This is a genomic window from Rhizobium sp. P32RR-XVIII (assembly GCF_012641395.1).
Classification (GTDB): domain Bacteria; phylum Pseudomonadota; class Alphaproteobacteria; order Rhizobiales; family Rhizobiaceae; genus Rhizobium.
The window spans coordinates 105,580-124,006 of sequence record NZ_JABAIH010000012.1; the positions used below are offsets into that span (position 1 = coordinate 105,580).

Here is an 18,427-nt window from a genome sequence, read left to right on the forward strand (position 1 = left end):
AACCCCTGTGGCGCTTTTATGGCGCCGCCCCCGCCAGTTGGAGGATCACCATGACTGATCAAAGCGCAACAATCAAAATCGGCGAGAAGTCCGCCAATCTTTCCGTGAAAAGCGGGACGATCGGGCCGGACGTCATCGATATTGGTGCACTCTATAAAAACACCGGTGCCTTCACGTACGACCCTGGTTTTACCTCGACCGCGGCCTGTGAATCAAAGATCACCTATATCGACGGCGACGAAGGCGTTCTGCTGCATCGCGGATATCCGATCGAACAGCTCGCCGAACATGGCGACTTCCTCGAAGTCTGCTATCTGCTGCTCTACGGCGAATTGCCGACGGCTGCTCAGAAAAAGGATTTCGATTATCGCGTCACGCATCACACGATGGTGCATGAGCAGATGTCGCGGTTCTTCACCGGCTTCCGCCGCGATGCGCATCCGATGGCTGTGATGTGCGGCTGTGTCGGCGCGCTGTCGGCCTTCTATCACGACTCGACCGACATCACCGATCCGCACCAGCGCATGGTCGCAAGCCTGCGCATGATCGCAAAGATGCCGACGCTTGCCGCCATGGCCTACAAGTACCATATCGGCCAGCCCTTCGTTTATCCGAAGAACGATCTCGACTATGCGTCGAACTTCCTGCGCATGTGCTTTGCCGTTCCTTGCGAAGAATACACCGTCAATCCGGTTCTCTCGCGCGCCATGGATCGCATCTTCATCCTGCATGCCGATCATGAGCAGAATGCATCGACCTCGACGGTTCGTCTCGCCGGTTCCTCGGGCGCCAATCCGTTTGCCTGCATCGCAGCCGGCATTGCCTGCCTTTGGGGTCCGGCACACGGCGGTGCAAACGAAGCGGCGCTCAACATGCTTTCGGAAATCGGCTCGGTCGACCGGATTCCGGAATATATCGGCCGTGCCAAGGACAAGAATGATCCGTTCCGCCTGATGGGCTTCGGTCACCGCGTCTACAAGCACTACGATCCGCGCGCCAAGATCATGCAGAAGACGACGCATGAAGTTCTCGGCGAACTTGGCATCAAGGACGATCCGCTTCTCGAAGTCGCCATGGAGCTCGAGCGCATTGCCCTGACCGATGAATACTTCATCGAGAAGAAGCTCTATCCGAACATCGACTTCTATTCCGGCATCACGCTGAAGGCTCTGGGCTTCCCCACGACGATGTTCACCGTTCTCTTCGCTCTGGCGCGCACCGTCGGCTGGATCGCCCAGTGGAACGAGATGATCGAAGATCCGCAGCAGCGTATCGGCCGTCCGCGCCAGCTTTATGTGGGTGAACCGCAGCGCGATTACGTGCCGGTTTCGAAGCGCTAAGCCGCCTCGCCCGACAGAAAACCCGGTCAGTGATGACCGGGTTTTTTCTTGTCCAGAACGTCGAGAACAACATCCGCCGCCCGCTCGCCAGGCGGCTTTTCGGTCTGCATACGCTGCCAGACGAGGTCGAAGCCCTCCATCATCGCGCGCCGCTGCAGCGTGTCCTGCGACAGCCGCTCCATCCAGCGGGCAAGACCGCTGCCGCGCAAGACGTCGTTGAAATATTCCGGCACCACGGCGTAATCGGCGATCAGATTTGGAATTGATGCCGTCCAGGTTTTTATCCGGGAGGTCAGCATCGTCATGATCCAGTCCGTCTTGTATGTCGAGACGGTCGGAACGCCGGTCAGAGCCAGCTCGAGGACGACTGTGCCGGATGCCGCGAGCGCTGCGTCTGCCTCGCCAAAGGCCCGCCATTTTGCATCATTCCCGATCAGGATGTCGGGCTGGACCTTCCATTTTCCTACCAGTTCGCGGACGACAGCTTCGCGGCGGCTGACGGTCGGCATGACAAAACGCATACCGCCGTTTCGTGCAACGAGCTCGTTCACGGCAGCCTCGAAATAGGGCATTAGCCTCGTGATCTCTGTCGAGCGCGAGCCAGGCAAAAGCATGATGGTTTTCTGGCGGTCGCCTGAAATCCCGCGCGCGACGCGGCGGCCCCTCGCGGCGACGAGCTCCGGATCAGCCGTCAACCGGTGACCGACATAGGTCGTCGGCGGCCCGCCCAGCCGCTCCATCACTTGTGGCTCGAACGGCAGAACGGCCAGCACGTGGTCGACATAGCCCAGCATCGCTTGCGCGCGATATTCTTTCCACGCCCATACACTGGGACAGACATAGTTGATGACCGGCAAATCAGGCAGGGCTTCGCGGACTCGTTTAGCAACGCGATGCGTGAAATCGGGACTGTCGATGATGACCAGAACATCGGGCCTTGCCGCGATGATCGCAGCCGCCGTCTGCCTGATGAGCGCAACAAGCTTCGGAAGCTTACCAAGCACCTGTGTGATGCCCATGATCGAAAGTTCAGAGAAGTCGAAGAGCGACCTTAACCCCTGCGCCTCCAGAGCGTCACCGCCGACGCCGACCAGCTCGATTCCCGGCTGTCTTCGCTTCAGTGCCGCCACGAGATCGGCCCCGAGAAGATCTCCGGAAACTTCACCGGCGACGATCGCGAGCTTCATTGCAGCCCCCATGACGACAAGCCGCGATCGAGTCCGCAGACAAAGAGTCCCGCCTCGTCGGCCGCCTTGATCACTGCCTGCCGATCTAGCACAAGCGCGCGGCCGGCCTCAATGGCAATGCCCGCCAACCCGGCCTTCTTCGCGTTTGTCACGGTCGACAGCCCGATCGACGGCAGGTCGGCGCGAATATCCTGCTGCTGCTTGCAGAGCTTAACCAGTACGCCGCGCCTGCGCGGCGATATCCGCCCGGCATCCCGCAGCGCAGCAACACGCTCAAGCATGCCGTCGGTCCCCTCGACGCCTTCCAGCGCCACAATGCGCCCGCCGACCGAGACAGCACCCTGCCCGACGTCGAGAGCGCCGAGCGCCTCGGCGGCTTGTGCAGCCTTCAGGATATCGGTTTTGTCGTCCTCTCCCGGCGACAGCGCCCCGATCGGCCCAACAGCCGCCAGCAAGTCCGGCGCAATGTCCTGCGCACCAATGACCCGGCGGCCGTTATCCTCGATGAGCTTGATAACCATCTGCAGCACCGTATCGTCGCCGCCCGAAAGCAGGGTTCGCACCACGGCCGGCATCTTCGCAATCGTCCGCCAGGTCGGCCGCACCTCCCGCCATTCGGGACGCTTGCGAACGCCGCCCGACATCACGACACGGGTGATGTTGTTACGCTTGAAAAGTCCGTCAAGCGCCGCGAAATCGCCGACGCCGATCACCGCATGGTCGTAGCCCTCCCATGACCGGTCGAGCTCTCCCTTCAACGAGATCACAAATGGATTCTCGCCGGCTGCCCGCGCCGCCTCGGCAACATAAGAGGGCAGAAGACCGTTCCCCGCAATGATCGCCAGACGGCCTTTGTCGGTATCACCGGCGGGAGACAAGGTCAGCCTTTCTGTCCTCGTGTCGGTGACGACAGCGCGCGGTCGCTTTCCGCGGCGATGAAATCGAGGATCTGGATAACCTGCTCGCAATCCGCATATTCGTCACGGATCGCTGCCGCGTTTTCGCGGATCGATCCCGAGCCCTCGAAGATCGCCTTGTAGGCGCGCCTCACTGTATGGATGACGGTGCGATCGACCCCGGCGCGCGTCATGCCGACGACATTAAGACCGCCGAGCAAGCCTGGATTTCCGTTCAGCATGCCGTAGGGGATGACATCGTAGCTGACGGCGGAAAGACCGCCGACGAAGGCGTAGGCACCGACGCGGGTGAATTGATGCACGGCCGCCCCGCCGCTGATGATGGCGTGATCGCCGATCGAGACGTGGCCAGCCAACATGACATTGTTCGACAGGATGACATGATTGCCGACGCGGCAATCATGCGCGACATGGGAATAGGCCAGGAAGAGGCAGTCGTCTCCGATGATCGTCGCACCACCGTGCTCGACCGTACCGGTATTCATCGTCACGCCTTCGCGGATGGTGCAGTTGCGACCAATCAGGAGCGCAGTATCCACCGCGCTGTGTCGAGCGCTCTGCGAATCCCCGCCAACCACCGCAGACGGAAAAATGCGCGATCCGGCGCCCACGGTCGTGCGTCCGAGAACGACGACATGGCTTATAAGCTCCACATCGTCATGCAGCGTAACTTGCGGTCCCACGTGGCAGAAAGGCCCGATTATCACATTCTCCCCGATGACCGCGCCATCTTCGACAACAGCCATGGCATGGATACGGGCGCTTGCGGCGATCGTGCTCATACATCTTCCCTGCGCAGGATCATCGCGCCGATATCGGCTTCCGCGACCAGGCCGCCGTCCACCTTGGCGTCGCAATGGAATTTCCAGATATTGCCGCGCTGCTTCTGCTTCTTCACATGAAACTCGACCCGATCGCCCGGAATCACGGGCTTGCGGAAGCGCGCGTTGTCGATGGTCATGAAGTAGACCAGGTTGCCGTTCGTTCCATCCTTGCGCGCGCAGATGGCGCCTGCCGTCTGTGCCATGCCTTCAATCAGCAAAACACCGGGCATTATGGGCGACTCAGGAAAATGGCCGGTGAAATGCGGCTCATTAGCGGTAACGTTCTTGATGCCGATCGCGGATTCATCGCCGTCGATCTCAACGATCTTATCGACGAGCAAAAACGGGTAGCGATGCGGCAGAAGCTTCATGATCTCGATGATGTCCGCCGACGAAAGCGACGCTTTGGCCCCCTCAGTCATTCTTCTCTCCAGTCTTGTGAGCGCGCGCGCCGGCGCGCGCCATTATTTCCGCAGATTCTCGAAGAAAATCCTTTACCGGGCGCGCCGGAATACCGCCGTATCGCTCTCCGGCGGGAATGCTTTGGATGACGCCGCTTTTTGCCGCGATCTGCACGCCATCGCCTATCACGATATGGCCATTAAGTCCGGCCTGGCCGCCGATCTGAACACCGTTTCCGATGATTGTGCTGCCGGCTATGCCGACCTGCGAAACAATCGCGCAATGGCGTCCGATCTTGACGTTATGGCCAATCTGGACCTGATTGTCGATTTTGGTCCCTTCGCCGATCACCGTATCGTCCATTGTACCGCGATCGATCGTCGTATTCGCGCCAATTTCAACATTGTCCTGGATAATGACGCGGCCGATCTGAACGATCTTGATCATGCCTTGCGGCCCCGGCGCGTAGCCGAAGCCATCCTGGCCGACACGTGCGCCGTTGTGCACGATCACACGGTTGCCCAGCAGAGCGCAGAGGATGCTGGCGCCGCCCGCGATCGTGCAATCGCGGCCAATCTTCACTCCTGGACCGATGAGGGCACCAGCACCGATACGCGTACCCTGGCCGATTTCGGCGTTGGCCCCGATCACGGCCAAAGGCTCTACGATCACGCCCGGCTCGAGCCGCGCGGTCGGATCGACCACCGCGCTGGGCGAAACGTCGGTTGCGGAAGATACGAGCGCGACGGGCTGAAGCGCCTCCGGATGCAGGAGCCCGCCGGCGATGGCGAAAGCCGCATGCGGATTTTTCGACAACAGAACCGGGATATGCGGCGGCACGGCCGAGCTGATGGCAGGATCGCAGAGAACCGCGGAAGCCTGAGTGGTTTCAAGCTCGGCACGGCTCTTGCGCGAGATGATGTAGCAAAGATCCCCCGCTTTCGCGCGATTGATCGGCGCTACGGAGCGGATGAGGACATCCCCACTATCAGGATTGGCTAGTTCCGCCCCGAGATGGTGCGCCAGCTCCGAAAGTCTGACGCCATCTCCGGACGGAAAAAAATTGTTCTGCACCACCGGCAAAGCTCCAGTTTTCGATTCTGGATTGCCGATATCAGAATTGGTTGTTGATGCCAAACTTGAAGTACTGCGTCTTGTCGAAATCTTCCTTCACGACCGGGATCGCATAGTCGACGCGCAGTGCGCCGAACGGCGACTGCCAGACGATACCGAGACCGACGGACGCACGGAGATCCGCATTGTCGCCTTCCAACTTATCGTTGCCGCGCAGCGTAACGTCGTTGCCGAACAGCGTACCGGCATCGGCGAAAACCGCACCGCGCAGACCGAAGTCACGCGGGAAGAGCGGCATCGGGAACGTCGCTTCCGCCGACACGGTGAAATACGTCGTGCCGCCGAGCGGGTCGTCGTTGGAGCCAGCAATACGCGGACCAATACCCTTGTTCTCGAAGCCGCGGATATCGTTGTTGCCGAGCGTGAACTGGTCGAAGACGTTCAGATCGCTTCCGAAGCCGACAACATAGCCTGCGCCAGCAGCAACCGATCCAATGATATCGGCATCATCGGCCAGCAGATGATAGTACCGGGCCTTGCCGTAGATCTTGTAGTACTGCGAATCGCCGCCCAAACCGGCAATTTCGTTCGTCAGCGTCGCGTACACGCCTTCACGGGGCAGCGTCATGTCATCGAGCGTGTTGTAGGTGAGCGTGTTGGAAACCGATGAACGGATCCACGGCCCGTCAGTGACCAGGTGCTGATAGGTGTCAGACAGATCGCTCAGATCGTTACCGTCGGCGTCGTAATCCATCCGCTTGAAGTTGTAGCGGAACGTCGTCGCCAGGTCTTCCGTGATCGGCGCAGTCGTACGAAGAATGGCGCTGTCTTCCGTATAGTCGTAGTTGTCGTTGCTCGAGGTTTGGCTGTGATTGAGGTCGAAGCCCGTCGCCAGGCGATAGCCCAGGAAGTAAGGCTCAGTGAAGCTCAAGCCGTAGGACTGCGATCCTTCGACGCCGCCACCAGCAGAAACCCTGATGTATTGGCCGCGACCGAGGAAGTTCTTTTCCTCGATAGAGGCTTCCAGGAGCAGGCCGTCGCCGCCAGCGGCATAACCGGCACCGATACCGAACGAACCCGTCGACTGATCCTGAACGTCGACGACGACCACGACGCGGTCAGGCGAACTGCCGGGCTGGGTCGTGATATTGACCGACGAGAAGAAGCCAAGCGCCTCAAGACGACGCTTCGCCTTGGTGATCATCTGCTGATTGAAGGCATCGCCTTCGCTCATATCGAACTCGCGACGGATGACGTAGTCACGCGTGCGGCTGTTGCCGCGGATCTCGATGCGTTCGATGTAAGCACGCTCGCCCTGATCGACGAGATATTCGACACCGATGGTATTGTTGCCGAGATCGCGATTGCCGCGAGGCGTCACACGCGCGAATGGGTAGCCTGCCGAAGCAACCTGGTCCGAAATGGCTTCGATGGATCGCTGGACGTCCTTGGCGCTATAGACCTCGCCCTCGTGCGTCGTCACCAGGCCTTGAAGCTGGTCGGCGCTGACGCCCTCAACCGTCGACTGCACGGTGATGGGACCAAAGTTGTAACGCGGTCCCTCCTCCATATTGAAGGTCAGCGTGTACTTGTTGGTGGTCTCGTCGAAAGAGGCGTCCGAAGAGATAATCTTGAAGTCGGCATAACCGCGGTTGAAATAGAACTGGCGCAGCGCCTCTTCGTCGGCATGAAGGCGATCTTCGTTGTAAACGTCCTTGCGGGTCAGGAACGACAGGAAGTTCGAGCGCTTGGTGCTGATGACGGCAGCGAGGCGGCTGGAGCTGTAGGCGTTATTGCCTACGAAATTGATACTTGCGATCTTCGTGCGATCGCCTTCATCGATGACGAAGGCAAGGTTCACGCGGCCTTCGCCGAGCGGAACGACCTGCGTCGTCACCTGAACTTCACTACGGCCGGTCGCAGCGTAGGCTTCCTTGATCGCCGCAATGTCTGCCTGGATCTGCGCATCACTGTAGGGGCCGGACGCGTGCGTCTGCACCACGCTCGCAAGCTTGTCGTCCTTGATCTTGCGGTTGCCGTTGAAGACGACCTGATTGACGAGCTGAGCTTCCTCGACGGTAACGACGAGCGTGCTACCGGAGACCGAAATCTTCACGTCGGAGAAATAGCCGGTGCCGTAGAGCTGCTTCACCGAGTCATCGATGTCGGTGTTTGAGAAGCTCTTGCCGGGGGTGATCGTGAGATTGGACCTGACGGCCTCGGCGCCAACGCGGCTGGCTCCACGCACGTCGATACGCTGGATAACGGCAGCTTCCGCAGCAGTCGCGGAAACGATCGTAATTGCACCTGCGCCCGAAGCAACGATACCTGCAGACAGCGCAACCGCCGATACTGCGTTCAAAAATCTTGAACCAGCCTTCATTTCACCCATTACCTTTTTTCTCGTCCCCGTCTCCGGGCGAACCCGATTCCGGCACGTGTGTCGTTTTACCCGCTTTTGCCCTACAAGCAAGGTAGCGAGTTAATTTCTGTTTACTTCATTTCGAAGCGTGACCCATTCGCCACTACAGCTTTGAAACATCGTAAATAAACGGTAATTTCCCTCCACCAAGCGCGTCAGCCAATCAACGCGCTGATGTCATTCCAGGTAGCAAAAACCATCAGGGAAAGGACCATAGCCAGGCCAATGCGGAATGCAATTTCCTGAGCCGATGCTCCCAAAGGTTTTCCCCTAACTGCCTCAATCGCATAGAACATCAGATGGCCGCCATCAAGTACCGGAACTGGCATCAAATTCAGTAGTCCGATGGAAACCGACAACACGGCGGCGAGCTGAAGCAACGCAGCAACACCTAACGTTGCCATCTGGCCCGAAGCTTGTGCTACGCGGATCGGCCCTCCGAGCTGATCAGGCTTCATATAGCCCTCAAAGAGATTGCCGATATACTTGAAGGTGCCGGTGACGATATACCAGGTCTGGACCGTCCCCTCCCGCAGCGCCGCGAGCGGCGTATACGTCTGCACGCGGAAATGGCCGACTTCCTGGTTCGTGACGATGCCGATCAGGCCGATCTCTATCTTGTTGCCGAACTGGTCGGTCATGTCGGTGCGCTTCGGCACCATCGGCAGGTCCATCTTCTCGCCGTTTCGCTCAATCGTGACCACAATCCGCTGTTCCGGACGGATGCTGACGTAGCGCCGCACATCATCGAAGGTCTCGACTTTCGCGCCGTCGATCGCAAAGAGCAGGTCGCCGGGTAATATGCCAGCTTCAGCGGCAGCGCTTTGCGGCTTCACCTCCGCGACGACCGGATCGGCGACCGAGCGGCCGTAGATCGAAAACAGCACTGCAAAGATGACGATCGCAAGGATGAAATTGGCGATAGGGCCGGCCGCTACGGTCGCGGCCCGCTTCCAGAGCTTCGCCCCTGCAAATGAGCGCTCACGGTCCTCTGGCGACATCGTTTTGAGCTTGTCCATATCAGGCTTGCTCGACGCATCTTCGTCGCCGAAAAAGCGCACGTAGCCGCCAAGCGGAATCGCCGAGATCTTCCACCGTGTGCCATGCCGGTCGGTAAAGCCCGCGATCTCCGGTCCGAAACCGACCGAAAAGGCAAGCACGCGAATGCCGCTCCAGCGGCCGACGAGATAGTGCCCCATCTCGTGCACAAAGACGAGCAGTGACAGAACCACGACGAAGGGAATGATGTAGCCCGTCAGAAAGCCGAATATACTGGTCAAGCCTTCCATGAAATCCTTCCGCTGCGCTCACGCATTTATCAGAGACCGAACAAGGCGGCGCCGAGCGGCGCCATGCCATCCCCTTTTATCAGGGAAAATAATGTCGCGAGCAAGAACGCCGCAAAACAAGCGACAATCAGCCCATCGACCCGGTCCATGACGCCGCCGTGTCCCGGAATGAGACGGCTGGAATCTTTTACGCCGAACCGGCGCTTGATGAAAGATTCAAACAGGTCGCCTGCCTGGCTGCAGACAGAAAGAATGAAGGCGACGGCAGCCGCCATCAGCCAATCCGCCTCGGGGATGAAGAAGTAGGCGACGAGACTGCCGGCAACAACTGCCGAGACGGCACCTCCCAGGGCACCCGATTGGGTCTTTCCCGGTGAAATTCTGGGCGCTAGCTTCGGCCCGCCGATTGCACGCCCAACGAAATAGGCAAGAATGTCGGTGGCCCAAACCACGGCGAAGACGAAGAGCATTGCATGCAGTCCGGCGGTGTCGGCACCCCGGATCTCGGCAAGCGCGATGCCGGTCAATCCCGCGTAGACGACGCCTGCCGGAAACCACCAATTGGCGCTGCGGGCGACAACGAAGCCGATCGCAACAGCGAAGAAAAAGACAAGCAAGCTCAGCGCAAAATCGAAGCGGCCAAGCAGGATCGCAACGGCAATCGCCGCCTGCCCTATCCAGCCCGCTGCATTCGCAACCGGCAGTTCGCCTTGCAGCCGCGTGATCGTCGACCATTCATAGTAGATAAGCAGGCCGATCACGGCCGAGAGCAACCGGAAGGCAAAGCCGCCGTACCATGCCGCCGCAAGCACGATGATTGCCAGAACGACGCCTGAAACGACGCGAAGTTTCAGTTCCTGCTGCATCAGCTACCTACTGCGGCCGCCTGCGCCGATATGCCGCCGAACCGGCGATCGCGTGCCGCGAATTTCTCAAGCGCGGCATAAAAGAGTTCGCGGCTGAAATCCGGCCAGTACTCCGGCACGAAGACGAATTCAGAATAGGCCGCCTGCCAGAGAAGGAAGTTCGAGAGCCGCTCTTCGCCACTGGTGCGAATGATGAGGTCGGGATCGGGAATGCCGGCTGTGTCCAGCCGGGCATTGATGAGTTCGGGCGTGATGTCCCCCGCCTGTAGCCGTCCAGCCTCGATATCCTTGGCAAGGCTCATCATGGCTCGGGCGATCTCGTCGCGCGAGCCATAGTTGAAGGCGATAACCAGGGTCAGCGCCGTGTTGTCGCGCGTCGTCTCCTCAGCCTCGAGCAGAAGGTTGAGAATATCGCTGCGGAGGCTCTGCCTGTCGCCGATGATCTTGATCCGCACGTTCTGCGCATGCAATTCCGCGAGATCCCGCCTGATGAAGGCCTTCAGCAACCCCATCAGGTCTGTGACCTCGGCTTCCGGCCGACGCCAGTTCTCCGAAGAGAAGGCAAAGAGCGTCAGGTATTTGATGCCTGCATCCCCGGCGGCGCGCACGGTCTCGCGAACGGCCTCCACACCTTTGCGGTGACCCATTGCACGCGGCAGCCCTCGCTGCTTTGCCCAACGGCCGTTGCCATCCATGATGATCGCAACATGTTCTGGCATGCTCAAGAATGCTGGTTCCGACATTATCCGTCTGGTCTCCAGGGGCGCAGGAGAACGCCCTACACCTGCATGATTTCCTTTTCCTTGTCCGCAAGCAAGCGGTCGATCTCGGAAATCATCTCATCCGTCATCTTCTGTACACGTTCGGACTGCGCACGGCTGTCATCCTGGCTCAGGACGCCGTCCTTTTCGGCTTTCTTAAGGCCTTCCATGCCGTCACGGCGGACATGGCGAATCGCGACCTTGCTCTTTTCCGCATAGTCATGGGCGACCTTGACCAGCGACTTGCGGCGCTCTTCATTGAGTTCCGGCAGCGGAATGCGCAAGTTCTGTCCGTCGACGATCGGGTTGAGGCCGAGATTCGATTCGCGGATTGCGCGATCCGTCGCGCCGACCATCGACTTGTCCCAGACGGATACCGAAAGCATCCGCGGCTCGGGCACGGTAATATTAGCAACCTGGTTCAATGGCAAGCGCGAACCATAGGCTTCGACCGTGACCGGGTCCAGAATGTTGGCCGAGGCGCGGCCCGTGCGCAACGAAGCGATATCGTGCTTGAATGCGGAAACCGCGCCATCCATGCGGCGCTTCAGTTCCTTGATTTCTTCAGTCATAGTCAATGCTCCCGTCAGTCCGACGCGCCGCGGTTGCAGCGCTGTCTTCTAGTCAGTTATCCGATACGATGGTCTTGAGGCCACCGCCCGTCAAGATTTCAGCAAAACCGCCCTTCTCGTGAATCGAGAAGACGATGATCGGAATGGAATTTTCGCGAGCAAGGGCGACGGCGGCGATGTCCATGACGGCAAGGCCCCTTTCGAGCACTTCCTTGTGCGTCAGGTGGTCGAAACGGGTAGCCGTCGGATCCTTCTTCGGATCGGCAGAATAGATGCCATCGACCTGCGTGCCCTTGAAGATCGCCTCGGCGCCCATTTCGGCAGCGCGAAGAGCGGCTGCGGAATCCGTCGTGAAGAACGGATTGCCGGTGCCGCCGGCGAAGATCACCACCCGGCCCATCGAAAGATGATAGAGCGTCGCCCGCTGCGAAAAGCTCTCGCAGAGTTCCGGCATCGAAATCGCCGAAAGCACAACCGTGTCGACATTCAGTTTGCGCAGCGATGTAGCGAGTGCCAACGCATTGATCACCGTGCCGAGCATGCCCATGTGGTCGCCTGTCACACGGTCCCCGCCCTTGGAGGCGACCGCTACCCCACGGAAAATGTTGCCGCCGCCGACGACGACACCGACCTCAACGCCCATCTTCCGGGCTTCGGCGATATCCGAAGCGATGCGGTCAGCCACCGCAACGTCGATGCCGAATCCCTGGCTTCCCATGAGCGCTTCGCCGGAAGCCTTGAGTAGAACGCGTTTATAGACAGGCTCTAACGACATCTTGGCTCCTTGTTTATTGGCATGACTGCCGGATACACGAAGGGCACCGCGTTGTCACGCGATGCCCTGCCGTTTTCACATTCTATAAGGTTTTATCAGCCCTTGGCAGCTGCTGCGACTTCGGCTGCGAAGTCGCTTTCTTCCTTCTCGACGCCTTCGCCGAGGAGCAGGCGGGCCATGCCGGTGATCTCGATCGGCGCGCCGGCTTCCTTTTCAGCTTCCTTGACCGCAGCCCCGACCGTCAGGTCCGGGTTGATCACGAAAGCCTGGGAGAGAAGGGCAACTTCCTCGAAGAACTTGCGCATACGGCCTTCTACCATCTTTTCGATGATGGCTTCCGGCTTGCCGGATTCGCGGGCCTGTTCGATGAAGACGTTGCGTTCACGCTCTGCAACGGAGGCATCGACTTCTTCAGCGCGGATGGCGAGCGGATTGGTTGCAGCGATGTGCATGGCGACCTGGCGGCCGATGGACGTCAGAACGGCCTTGTCCCCATTCGACTTCAGCGCAACCAGAACGCCGAGCTTGCCGATACCGTCGCCGGCAGCGTTGTGGATGTAGGTTGCAACAACGCCGTGCTCGACTTCCAGCTTGGCTGCACGACGCAGGGTCATGTTCTCGCCGATCGTCGCAATCGCGTCCTTGATGGTATCAGCAACCGGCTTGCCGGATGCCGGATAGGTCGCAGCCGAAATGGCTTCAACCGTGCCGTCGGTCGCCAGAGCAACGTTGGCGACGCCGCGCACGAGATCCTGGAAGGCGTCGTTACGGGCAACGAAGTCGGTCTCGGAGTTGAGCTCGACGACGACTGCCTTGTGACCGGCGCCAGCGATGCCGATCAGGCCTTCAGCAGCCGTACGGCCGGACTTCTTGTCAGCCTTGGAAATGCCCTTGGCGCGCAGCCAGTCGATCGCTGCTTCGATGTCGCCGTTGGTTTCCGTCAGCGCCTTCTTGCAGTCCATCATGCCTGCGCCGGACTTTTCGCGCAGTTCCTTCACCAGTGCAGCCGTAATCTCGGTCATAAGCTTCCTCTTGTCGGTTATACGGTGGTCCGCAACGTGCCATGCGCCACCGGATTGAGGCACGAAATGTACCTGTATGTATGACAGCGTGATGAAGACGCGTCATAACAGAATTCGTTAGGCGGCCTGGGCAAACCTGCCGCCTAAAAAGGTCAAGGCCGCCGGAGCTTCGCAGATCTCGCGCGGCCTTTCCCAATCCAGTCAGGCTGGACGGGCCGCCAGGGCCCGTCCGCCTGGTTATCAGGCTTGAGCCTCGTCGAGCGCCGGCTCGATCGGAGCTTCAACCGAAGCGCCGAGGTCGCGGCCCGATGCGCTCTGCTGACGGGCGATACCGTCGATGGCGGCGCGCGAAACCAGGTCGCAGTAGAGAGCGATGGCGCGCGAAGCGTCGTCGTTGCCCGGGATCGGATAGTCGATCAGGTCCGGATCGCAGTTCGAGTCGATGATCGCAACGACCGGAATGCCGAGGCGCTTGGCTTCGTCGATCGCGATCTTTTCCTTGTTGGTGTCGATGATGAACATCAGGTCCGGCGTACCGCCCATGTCCTTGATACCACCGAGAGCCTTGTCGAGCTTTTCGCGCTCGCGCTCGAGGTTCAGACGTTCCTTCTTGGTGAAGCCCTGGGCGTCGCCAGCGAGGATTTCGTCGAGCTTGCGCAGACGCTGGATCGAGTTGGAGATCGTCTTCCAGTTCGTCATCATGCCGCCGAGCCAACGCGAGTTGACGTAGTACTGAGCGGAACGCTTTGCGGCATCGGCGATGATTTCCGAAGCCTGGCGCTTGGTGCCGACGAACAGAACGCGGCCGCCACGGGCGACGGTATCGCTGATGACCTGCAGGGCGCGCGACAGCATCGGAACGGTCTGGGCCAGGTCGATGATGTGGATGTTGTTACGATCGCCGAAAATGTACGGCTTCATCTTCGGGTTCCAGCGATGGGTCTGGTGGCCGAAGTGAACACCAGCTTCCAGAAGCTGGCGCATAGAAAAATCAGGCAATGCCATGCCTTTGACTCCTTTTCCGGTTGAACCTCCGCAAGGCGAACAGCATCCTCTTCGAAGATGCCACCGGCGGAAAAATCCGGATTTCTCCCGGACAATCCCATGCCTTACGTGTGGAATGCGGGTGCCCTTACCTTCGATCGGCCAGAAATGCAAGGCATCCGCCGAAAAAACCGCCACCGAGCTGTTCTAAATGCGCTGCGTCGCGCCGCGACACACAAATTGCGTCGACGATCACCCCGCTAAGCCGGTACTTGGATAAACTCAATCGGGCCGCCGGCCAGCGAATCGTCGAACACGGCGCACGAAAGCGTACCGCCAAACACGCATCCGCTGTCCACGTTCGTCCGGTTGGCGACCGTTATGGGATTCCGATCTGAGGGCGTGTGGCCATGGCACAGATGCTTTCCCCAATAATCCGTCGAATAATCATCGGGCACCCTTAGCCAAAGCAGGTCGTCCGGCCTCTGCATATTGAGGGCGCGTTCCGGAACCACGCCAGCATGCACGAATATACGATGATCATCGACGTGCATTAAAGGCAGCTTTCCAGCCCAAACCAGATGCCCAAATGCTACCCTGCCGCCATAGGAAAGCTCGGTCTGGAAGCCGCCATTTTCGAGCCACCAGATATATTCCTCATCACTGCCATAGGCGCGCAGCATCATGTCCTCATGGTTCCCCATAAGGCATATCCAGCGCCAGGATCCGCTGCCTGGTCCGCTCATTAGGAGATCGACAACGCCCTTGCTGTCGGGACCGCGGTCGACATAGTCGCCGAGGAAGACCACCGTACCGCCGTGCGCGCGGCCACCGATGCGATCCAGCATCTCTCTCAGTGGCTCCAGGCAGCCGTGAATGTCACCCACCGCAAACGTGAAATTCATGTCGACGCCTCCTGCGGGACATAACTTCACTGCTAACGTTTGCGTTCCCACTCAGTCAGATGGGCAGGGCCAGTTGGCTGGGGGCTTGAGGCCGGCAGGAAGCTTGGTCGACGAATCCCCGCAGGTCAGATCGACCTGCGATTGTTGAAGCCCTGTTGCAGCGGAAAGATCGAGGCCTTCTATCCTCGTCAGAAACATGAAGGCGCGATCGAAATTGACAGGACCTCCCAGGGTCGCGCCGCTGAGGTCGGCACGCGACAGATTCGCGAGTGAAAATGTCGCGCCTGTCAGAACCGCCTGCTCAAAATTCGCGCGCCCGAGCTCGGCCTTTTCGAAATTGGTACCGGAAAGCTGTGCGCCGGTGAAATCCGCACGCTGCAGCTCGGCGCTGACAAAGGACGCATGCTGTGCCGACGCATGCTGGAACACCGCGCGGTAGGCCTCGATCTTGTCGAACCTGGCATTGTCGGCTTTTACGCCTTCAAGCCAAGCCCGCACCAGCGTTGCCTTCTCGAGGTTGGCCGCCGTGAGGTTGACATTTTTGAGGCTGGTCTGCGTCAGGTCGGTTCCGATGAGAGTAGCTTTCTGAAGATCGCTGCCTTCCAGCATCAGGTTCTTCTTGGTGCACTCACTCCAGTCGATGCCGGACTTAGGCGTGCCACGGCAATCGTCCGCCATAGCATTGCCGGCCGATACAACGGCGGTGACGACAAGCGCCATCAAGAAACCTGGACGTGCAGTTGATGGCAAGTTCTTCATACCCGTTCCCCTTGCCGGCAACGCCGGCTACCAATGGTGACTGAATTCTGATTATGCGCACGAAAAGGAAAGGCGAGGCATCATGCCTCCCGGAGTATGCGCCTCATCCGTTGCGGTTCACTTGCAGGTGTCCGCTTTCTTGTTGAGCATCTCCAGCTTCGCGAGCTTACCGGTCAGCACGAAGTCACCGTAGTCCATGGTAAGGTCGCGTGTAATGCCGTTCTCGTAAAGCTTGAAGGACATACGATAGACGGGCAGCGCATCTGATTTCGTATTTTCGTTGAAATAGGAGATCGTCACCGGCCAGAAGGCCTGATTGGCGAAAGCGCCGGCATTGCCCGCATCCGTCTCTTCTCCGGCCACCGGCGTGACCTGCTTGCCGACGACCGTCGTCGTCGCCAGCGCCTTGTCGCCATCGTCGGAGCCGTCGAAGACACGAGCCTCGAAGAAGCGCTTGCCGGCCTTGGCATTCTCGATCACGTCGAGCATGTGCTCTGTCGGAAAGCGGCTTTGAGCAAGCTGCAGTTCCTTGCTCTGCGGGCGCTTCAGATCGACGGTCACACCATCGGCCTTGTTGTTTGCCTCGCCGTTCACTTCCTTGTCGAGCTGGTCGTCGGTGAACGACTTCGTCTCGAAGGTAAACTTGCGGTCCTTCAGGTTCTCGAAGGTCTTCGTCTGCTGATCGCTGACTCGCGTGCTGTCACCGGTGTCGATCTGCGTCACGAAGCGAAAATTCGTCGTGAAACCTTCGCAATAATTGCCGTCGAACTCGTAAACCATGCGGCCAAACATGCCGGCGATACCGGAGCGTTCCGTGGCATCCTTCAGCTCGAGGTCATATATCGCCCGGTGGGCGACAAGACCGGAGGCGATCGCCGCGCCGGACGCAGGTGCCCCAGCCCAGGCACTCGATGAGACGCCTGCGATAAGAAGAGCGGCAAGACTCGGTCGGAACATCCATTATCTCCTGTTGGACTCGGCCGCGATGATATAAGAACGCTTTCGGCCAAATCGAGGCTCGAAAACGTCACAGGCAAAGATTCTAGTCTCGATACATAGTTTTTTGAAGAACCTACAACAAAAAGCGGAGACGAAAATGTCGAATCAAATCGAGGCTCGCCTGAAGGAAATGGGAATAACCCTTCCGGAAGCCGCCGCCCCCGCTGCCAATTATGTTCCTTATGTGATCAGCGGCAACCTCCTCTATATTTCCGGCCAGCTCCCGATCGAAGGCGGCAAGGTCGCGGTGACCGGCCATCTCGGCAGGGATGTCGTCGTTCCCGCGGGCCAGCGTGGCGCCGAACTGTGCGCCATCAATATCCTCGCGCAGGCGAAGGCGGCACTTGGCGGCGATCTCGGCCGCATCGAGCGCGTCATCAAACTGAACGGTTTTGTCGCCTCCACCCCGGACTTCGTCGAGCAGCATCTTGTCATCAATGGCGCCTCGAACCTGATCGCCGGCGTTCTCGGCGATGCCGGAAAGCATGCCCGCGCGGCCGTCGGCATGGCCGCCCTGCCCCTTAACGCCGCAGTCGAAATCGACGCCATCATGGAAATTGCATAAATGACCTCCGCTGCCTGGATCAAGGAACTGCCGGTCGCCCATCGCGGCTATCACGACACCAACAAGCTCATCTGGGAAAACACGCTTTCAGCCTTCGCCCGCGCCGTCGAAGCCGGTTTTGCGATCGAGTGCGATCTCCATTATGCCTCGGATGGCGTGCCGATCGTCTTCCACGACGAGAACCTCGAACGCCTCTGCAACATGAAGGGGGATATCCGCGAGCGCACCTCGAGGGAGCTCGGGCTGCTGTCGGTCGGCGGCACGGCCGACAAGATCCCGACGCTCAAGCAACTGCTCGATCTTGTACAAGGCAAAGTCCCACTCGTCCTCGAACTCAAGGGCCGCGAGGCGGATGACGAAGGCTTCGCCGAAGCCGTCCTCGAAGTGCTGGAAGGCTACCAGGGCAAGGTCGCGCTGATGAGCTTCGACCATTGGCTGCTGCGCGATCTCAAGGCATTGAACGCGCCCTACCCGCTCGGGCTCACCGCCGGCGGCAACAAGCCGGAGGAATTCACCAACCATGAACGGGCGATGGAGATCGGCCTCGATTTCATCTCCTATTTCTTCGCCGACCTGCCGAACACCTTCATCACGGCCCAGCGTGCAAAGGGCATCCCCGTCATTACCTGGACGGTCCGCGACGAAAAGGCGCGCCAGCATACCTTCGAACACGCTGATCAGATGACGTTCGAAGGTTTCGATCCCCGGCTTTCGGTTTGACGCTCGCTTTTTGGACAAAGTCATGCGCAGACTGAAGGAGAGCC

Annotated in this window: 19 protein-coding genes; 3 read left to right on the top strand and 16 right to left on the bottom strand. The window is 59.5% G+C overall.

The window, feature by feature from the left end:
• Positions 1-50: 50 nt before the first annotated feature.
• A complete protein-coding gene (gene gltA / locus HGP14_RS26200) occupies positions 51-1,340 on the top strand; it encodes a citrate synthase (RefSeq protein ID WP_168832799.1) in 1,290 nt (429 codons plus the stop codon).
• A gap of 26 nt (positions 1,341-1,366) precedes the next feature.
• Here the strand turns inward: gltA and lpxB are convergent, their stop codons facing one another.
• The 16 genes from lpxB to HGP14_RS26280 all read right to left on the bottom strand — a co-directional run bounded on the left by lpxB (position 1,367) and on the right by HGP14_RS26280 (position 17,056).
• Positions 1,367-2,539, bottom strand: a complete 1,173-nt coding sequence (lpxB, locus tag HGP14_RS26205) for a lipid-A-disaccharide synthase (RefSeq protein WP_168832800.1) — start codon at positions 2,537-2,539, stop codon at positions 1,367-1,369.
• Positions 2,524-3,405: an LpxI family protein gene (locus HGP14_RS26210; protein ID WP_168832801.1), complete on the bottom strand. Its 882-nt coding sequence runs from the start codon at positions 3,403-3,405 to the stop codon at positions 2,524-2,526. The genes lpxB and HGP14_RS26210 overlap by 16 nt, the downstream gene beginning before the upstream one ends.
• A 2-nt stretch (positions 3,406-3,407) precedes the next feature.
• Positions 3,408-4,226, bottom strand: a complete 819-nt coding sequence (gene lpxA, locus HGP14_RS26215) for an acyl-ACP--UDP-N-acetylglucosamine O-acyltransferase (RefSeq protein ID WP_168832802.1) — start codon at positions 4,224-4,226, stop codon at positions 3,408-3,410.
• Entirely contained in the window at positions 4,223-4,690 is a 468-nt protein-coding gene (gene fabZ, locus HGP14_RS26220) for a 3-hydroxyacyl-ACP dehydratase FabZ (RefSeq protein ID WP_168832803.1), read from the bottom strand. Before fabZ ends, lpxA begins: the two co-directional genes overlap by 4 nt.
• Positions 4,683-5,747, bottom strand: a complete 1,065-nt coding sequence (gene lpxD / locus HGP14_RS26225; protein ID WP_168832804.1) for a UDP-3-O-(3-hydroxymyristoyl)glucosamine N-acyltransferase — start codon at positions 5,745-5,747, stop codon at positions 4,683-4,685. Before lpxD ends, fabZ begins: the two co-directional genes overlap by 8 nt.
• Positions 5,748-5,784: 37 nt before the next feature.
• Positions 5,785-8,127 (bottom strand): outer membrane protein assembly factor BamA, encoded by a 2,343-nt coding sequence (gene bamA, locus HGP14_RS26230; RefSeq protein ID WP_168832851.1) that lies wholly within the window; start codon positions 8,125-8,127, stop codon positions 5,785-5,787.
• 194 nt (positions 8,128-8,321) lie between these two features.
• Positions 8,322-9,455: an RIP metalloprotease RseP gene (rseP, locus tag HGP14_RS26235; protein ID WP_168832805.1), complete on the bottom strand. Its 1,134-nt coding sequence runs from the start codon at positions 9,453-9,455 to the stop codon at positions 8,322-8,324.
• 29 nt (positions 9,456-9,484) lie between these two features.
• Positions 9,485-10,321, bottom strand: a complete 837-nt coding sequence (locus tag HGP14_RS26240) for a phosphatidate cytidylyltransferase (RefSeq protein WP_168832806.1) — start codon at positions 10,319-10,321, stop codon at positions 9,485-9,487.
• Positions 10,321-11,064, bottom strand: a complete 744-nt coding sequence (locus tag HGP14_RS26245) for an isoprenyl transferase (RefSeq protein ID WP_168832807.1) — start codon at positions 11,062-11,064, stop codon at positions 10,321-10,323. Before HGP14_RS26245 ends, HGP14_RS26240 begins: the two co-directional genes overlap by 1 nt.
• A gap of 35 nt (positions 11,065-11,099) precedes the next feature.
• Positions 11,100-11,654 carry a ribosome recycling factor gene (gene frr, locus HGP14_RS26250; protein WP_168832808.1) on the bottom strand — a complete coding sequence of 185 codons (555 nt, stop codon included), beginning with the start codon at positions 11,652-11,654 and terminating at the stop codon, positions 11,100-11,102.
• Between the two features lie 52 nt (positions 11,655-11,706).
• Entirely contained in the window at positions 11,707-12,429 is a 723-nt protein-coding gene (pyrH, locus tag HGP14_RS26255; RefSeq protein ID WP_168832809.1) for a UMP kinase, read from the bottom strand.
• Between the two features lie 95 nt (positions 12,430-12,524).
• Entirely contained in the window at positions 12,525-13,451 is a 927-nt protein-coding gene (gene tsf, locus HGP14_RS26260) for a translation elongation factor Ts (protein WP_168832810.1), read from the bottom strand.
• 240 nt (positions 13,452-13,691) lie between these two features.
• Entirely contained in the window at positions 13,692-14,456 is a 765-nt protein-coding gene (gene rpsB / locus HGP14_RS26265) for a 30S ribosomal protein S2 (RefSeq protein WP_168832811.1), read from the bottom strand.
• A gap of 239 nt (positions 14,457-14,695) precedes the next feature.
• On the bottom strand, positions 14,696-15,340 hold the full coding sequence (locus HGP14_RS26270; protein ID WP_168832812.1) for a metallophosphoesterase family protein: 645 nt from the start codon (positions 15,338-15,340) through the stop codon (positions 14,696-14,698).
• Positions 15,341-15,391: 51 nt separating this feature from the next.
• Positions 15,392-16,099 carry a pentapeptide repeat-containing protein gene (locus tag HGP14_RS26275; RefSeq protein WP_205927346.1) on the bottom strand — a complete coding sequence of 236 codons (708 nt, stop codon included), beginning with the start codon at positions 16,097-16,099 and terminating at the stop codon, positions 15,392-15,394.
• Positions 16,100-16,216: 117 nt separating this feature from the next.
• Positions 16,217-17,056 (bottom strand): cell envelope integrity EipB family protein, encoded by an 840-nt coding sequence (locus HGP14_RS26280; protein ID WP_168832813.1) that lies wholly within the window; start codon positions 17,054-17,056, stop codon positions 16,217-16,219.
• Positions 17,057-17,195: 139 nt separating this feature from the next.
• Between HGP14_RS26280 and HGP14_RS26285 the strand changes: the two genes are divergently transcribed.
• Both HGP14_RS26285 and HGP14_RS26290 read left to right on the top strand, forming a co-directional pair.
• Positions 17,196-17,663, top strand: coding sequence for a RidA family protein (locus HGP14_RS26285; RefSeq protein WP_168832814.1), 468 nt, complete (start codon positions 17,196-17,198; stop codon positions 17,661-17,663).
• On the top strand, positions 17,664-18,383 hold the full coding sequence (locus HGP14_RS26290; RefSeq protein ID WP_168832815.1) for a glycerophosphodiester phosphodiesterase: 720 nt from the start codon (positions 17,664-17,666) through the stop codon (positions 18,381-18,383).
• The last annotated feature ends 44 nt before the right edge of the window (positions 18,384-18,427 follow it).

Coding starts and splice junctions, on each gene's coding strand:
- gltA (WP_168832799.1), top strand. CDS start 51: ATGACTGATCAAAGCGCAACAATCAAAATCGGCGAGAAGTCCGCCAAT.
- lpxB (WP_168832800.1), bottom strand. CDS start 2,539: ATGGGGGCTGCAATGAAGCTCGCGATCGTCGCCGGTGAAGTTTCCGGA.
- lpxA (WP_168832802.1), bottom strand. CDS start 4,226: ATGAGCACGATCGCCGCAAGCGCCCGTATCCATGCCATGGCTGTTGTC.
- fabZ (WP_168832803.1), bottom strand. CDS start 4,690: ATGACTGAGGGGGCCAAAGCGTCGCTTTCGTCGGCGGACATCATCGAG.
- bamA (WP_168832851.1), bottom strand. CDS start 8,127: ATGAAGGCTGGTTCAAGATTTTTGAACGCAGTATCGGCGGTTGCGCTG.
- rseP (WP_168832805.1), bottom strand. CDS start 9,455: ATGGAAGGCTTGACCAGTATATTCGGCTTTCTGACGGGCTACATCATT.
- HGP14_RS26240 (WP_168832806.1), bottom strand. CDS start 10,321: ATGCAGCAGGAACTGAAACTTCGCGTCGTTTCAGGCGTCGTTCTGGCA.
- HGP14_RS26245 (WP_168832807.1), bottom strand. CDS start 11,064: ATGTCGGAACCAGCATTCTTGAGCATGCCAGAACATGTTGCGATCATC.
- frr (WP_168832808.1), bottom strand. CDS start 11,654: ATGACTGAAGAAATCAAGGAACTGAAGCGCCGCATGGATGGCGCGGTT.
- pyrH (WP_168832809.1), bottom strand. CDS start 12,429: ATGTCGTTAGAGCCTGTCTATAAACGCGTTCTACTCAAGGCTTCCGGC.
- tsf (WP_168832810.1), bottom strand. CDS start 13,451: ATGACCGAGATTACGGCTGCACTGGTGAAGGAACTGCGCGAAAAGTCC.
- rpsB (WP_168832811.1), bottom strand. CDS start 14,456: ATGGCATTGCCTGATTTTTCTATGCGCCAGCTTCTGGAAGCTGGTGTT.
- HGP14_RS26270 (WP_168832812.1), bottom strand. CDS start 15,340: ATGAATTTCACGTTTGCGGTGGGTGACATTCACGGCTGCCTGGAGCCA.
- HGP14_RS26275 (WP_205927346.1), bottom strand. CDS start 16,099: ATGAAGAACTTGCCATCAACTGCACGTCCAGGTTTCTTGATGGCGCTT.
- HGP14_RS26280 (WP_168832813.1), bottom strand. CDS start 17,056: ATGTTCCGACCGAGTCTTGCCGCTCTTCTTATCGCAGGCGTCTCATCG.
- HGP14_RS26285 (WP_168832814.1), top strand. CDS start 17,196: ATGTCGAATCAAATCGAGGCTCGCCTGAAGGAAATGGGAATAACCCTT.
- HGP14_RS26290 (WP_168832815.1), top strand. CDS start 17,664: ATGACCTCCGCTGCCTGGATCAAGGAACTGCCGGTCGCCCATCGCGGC.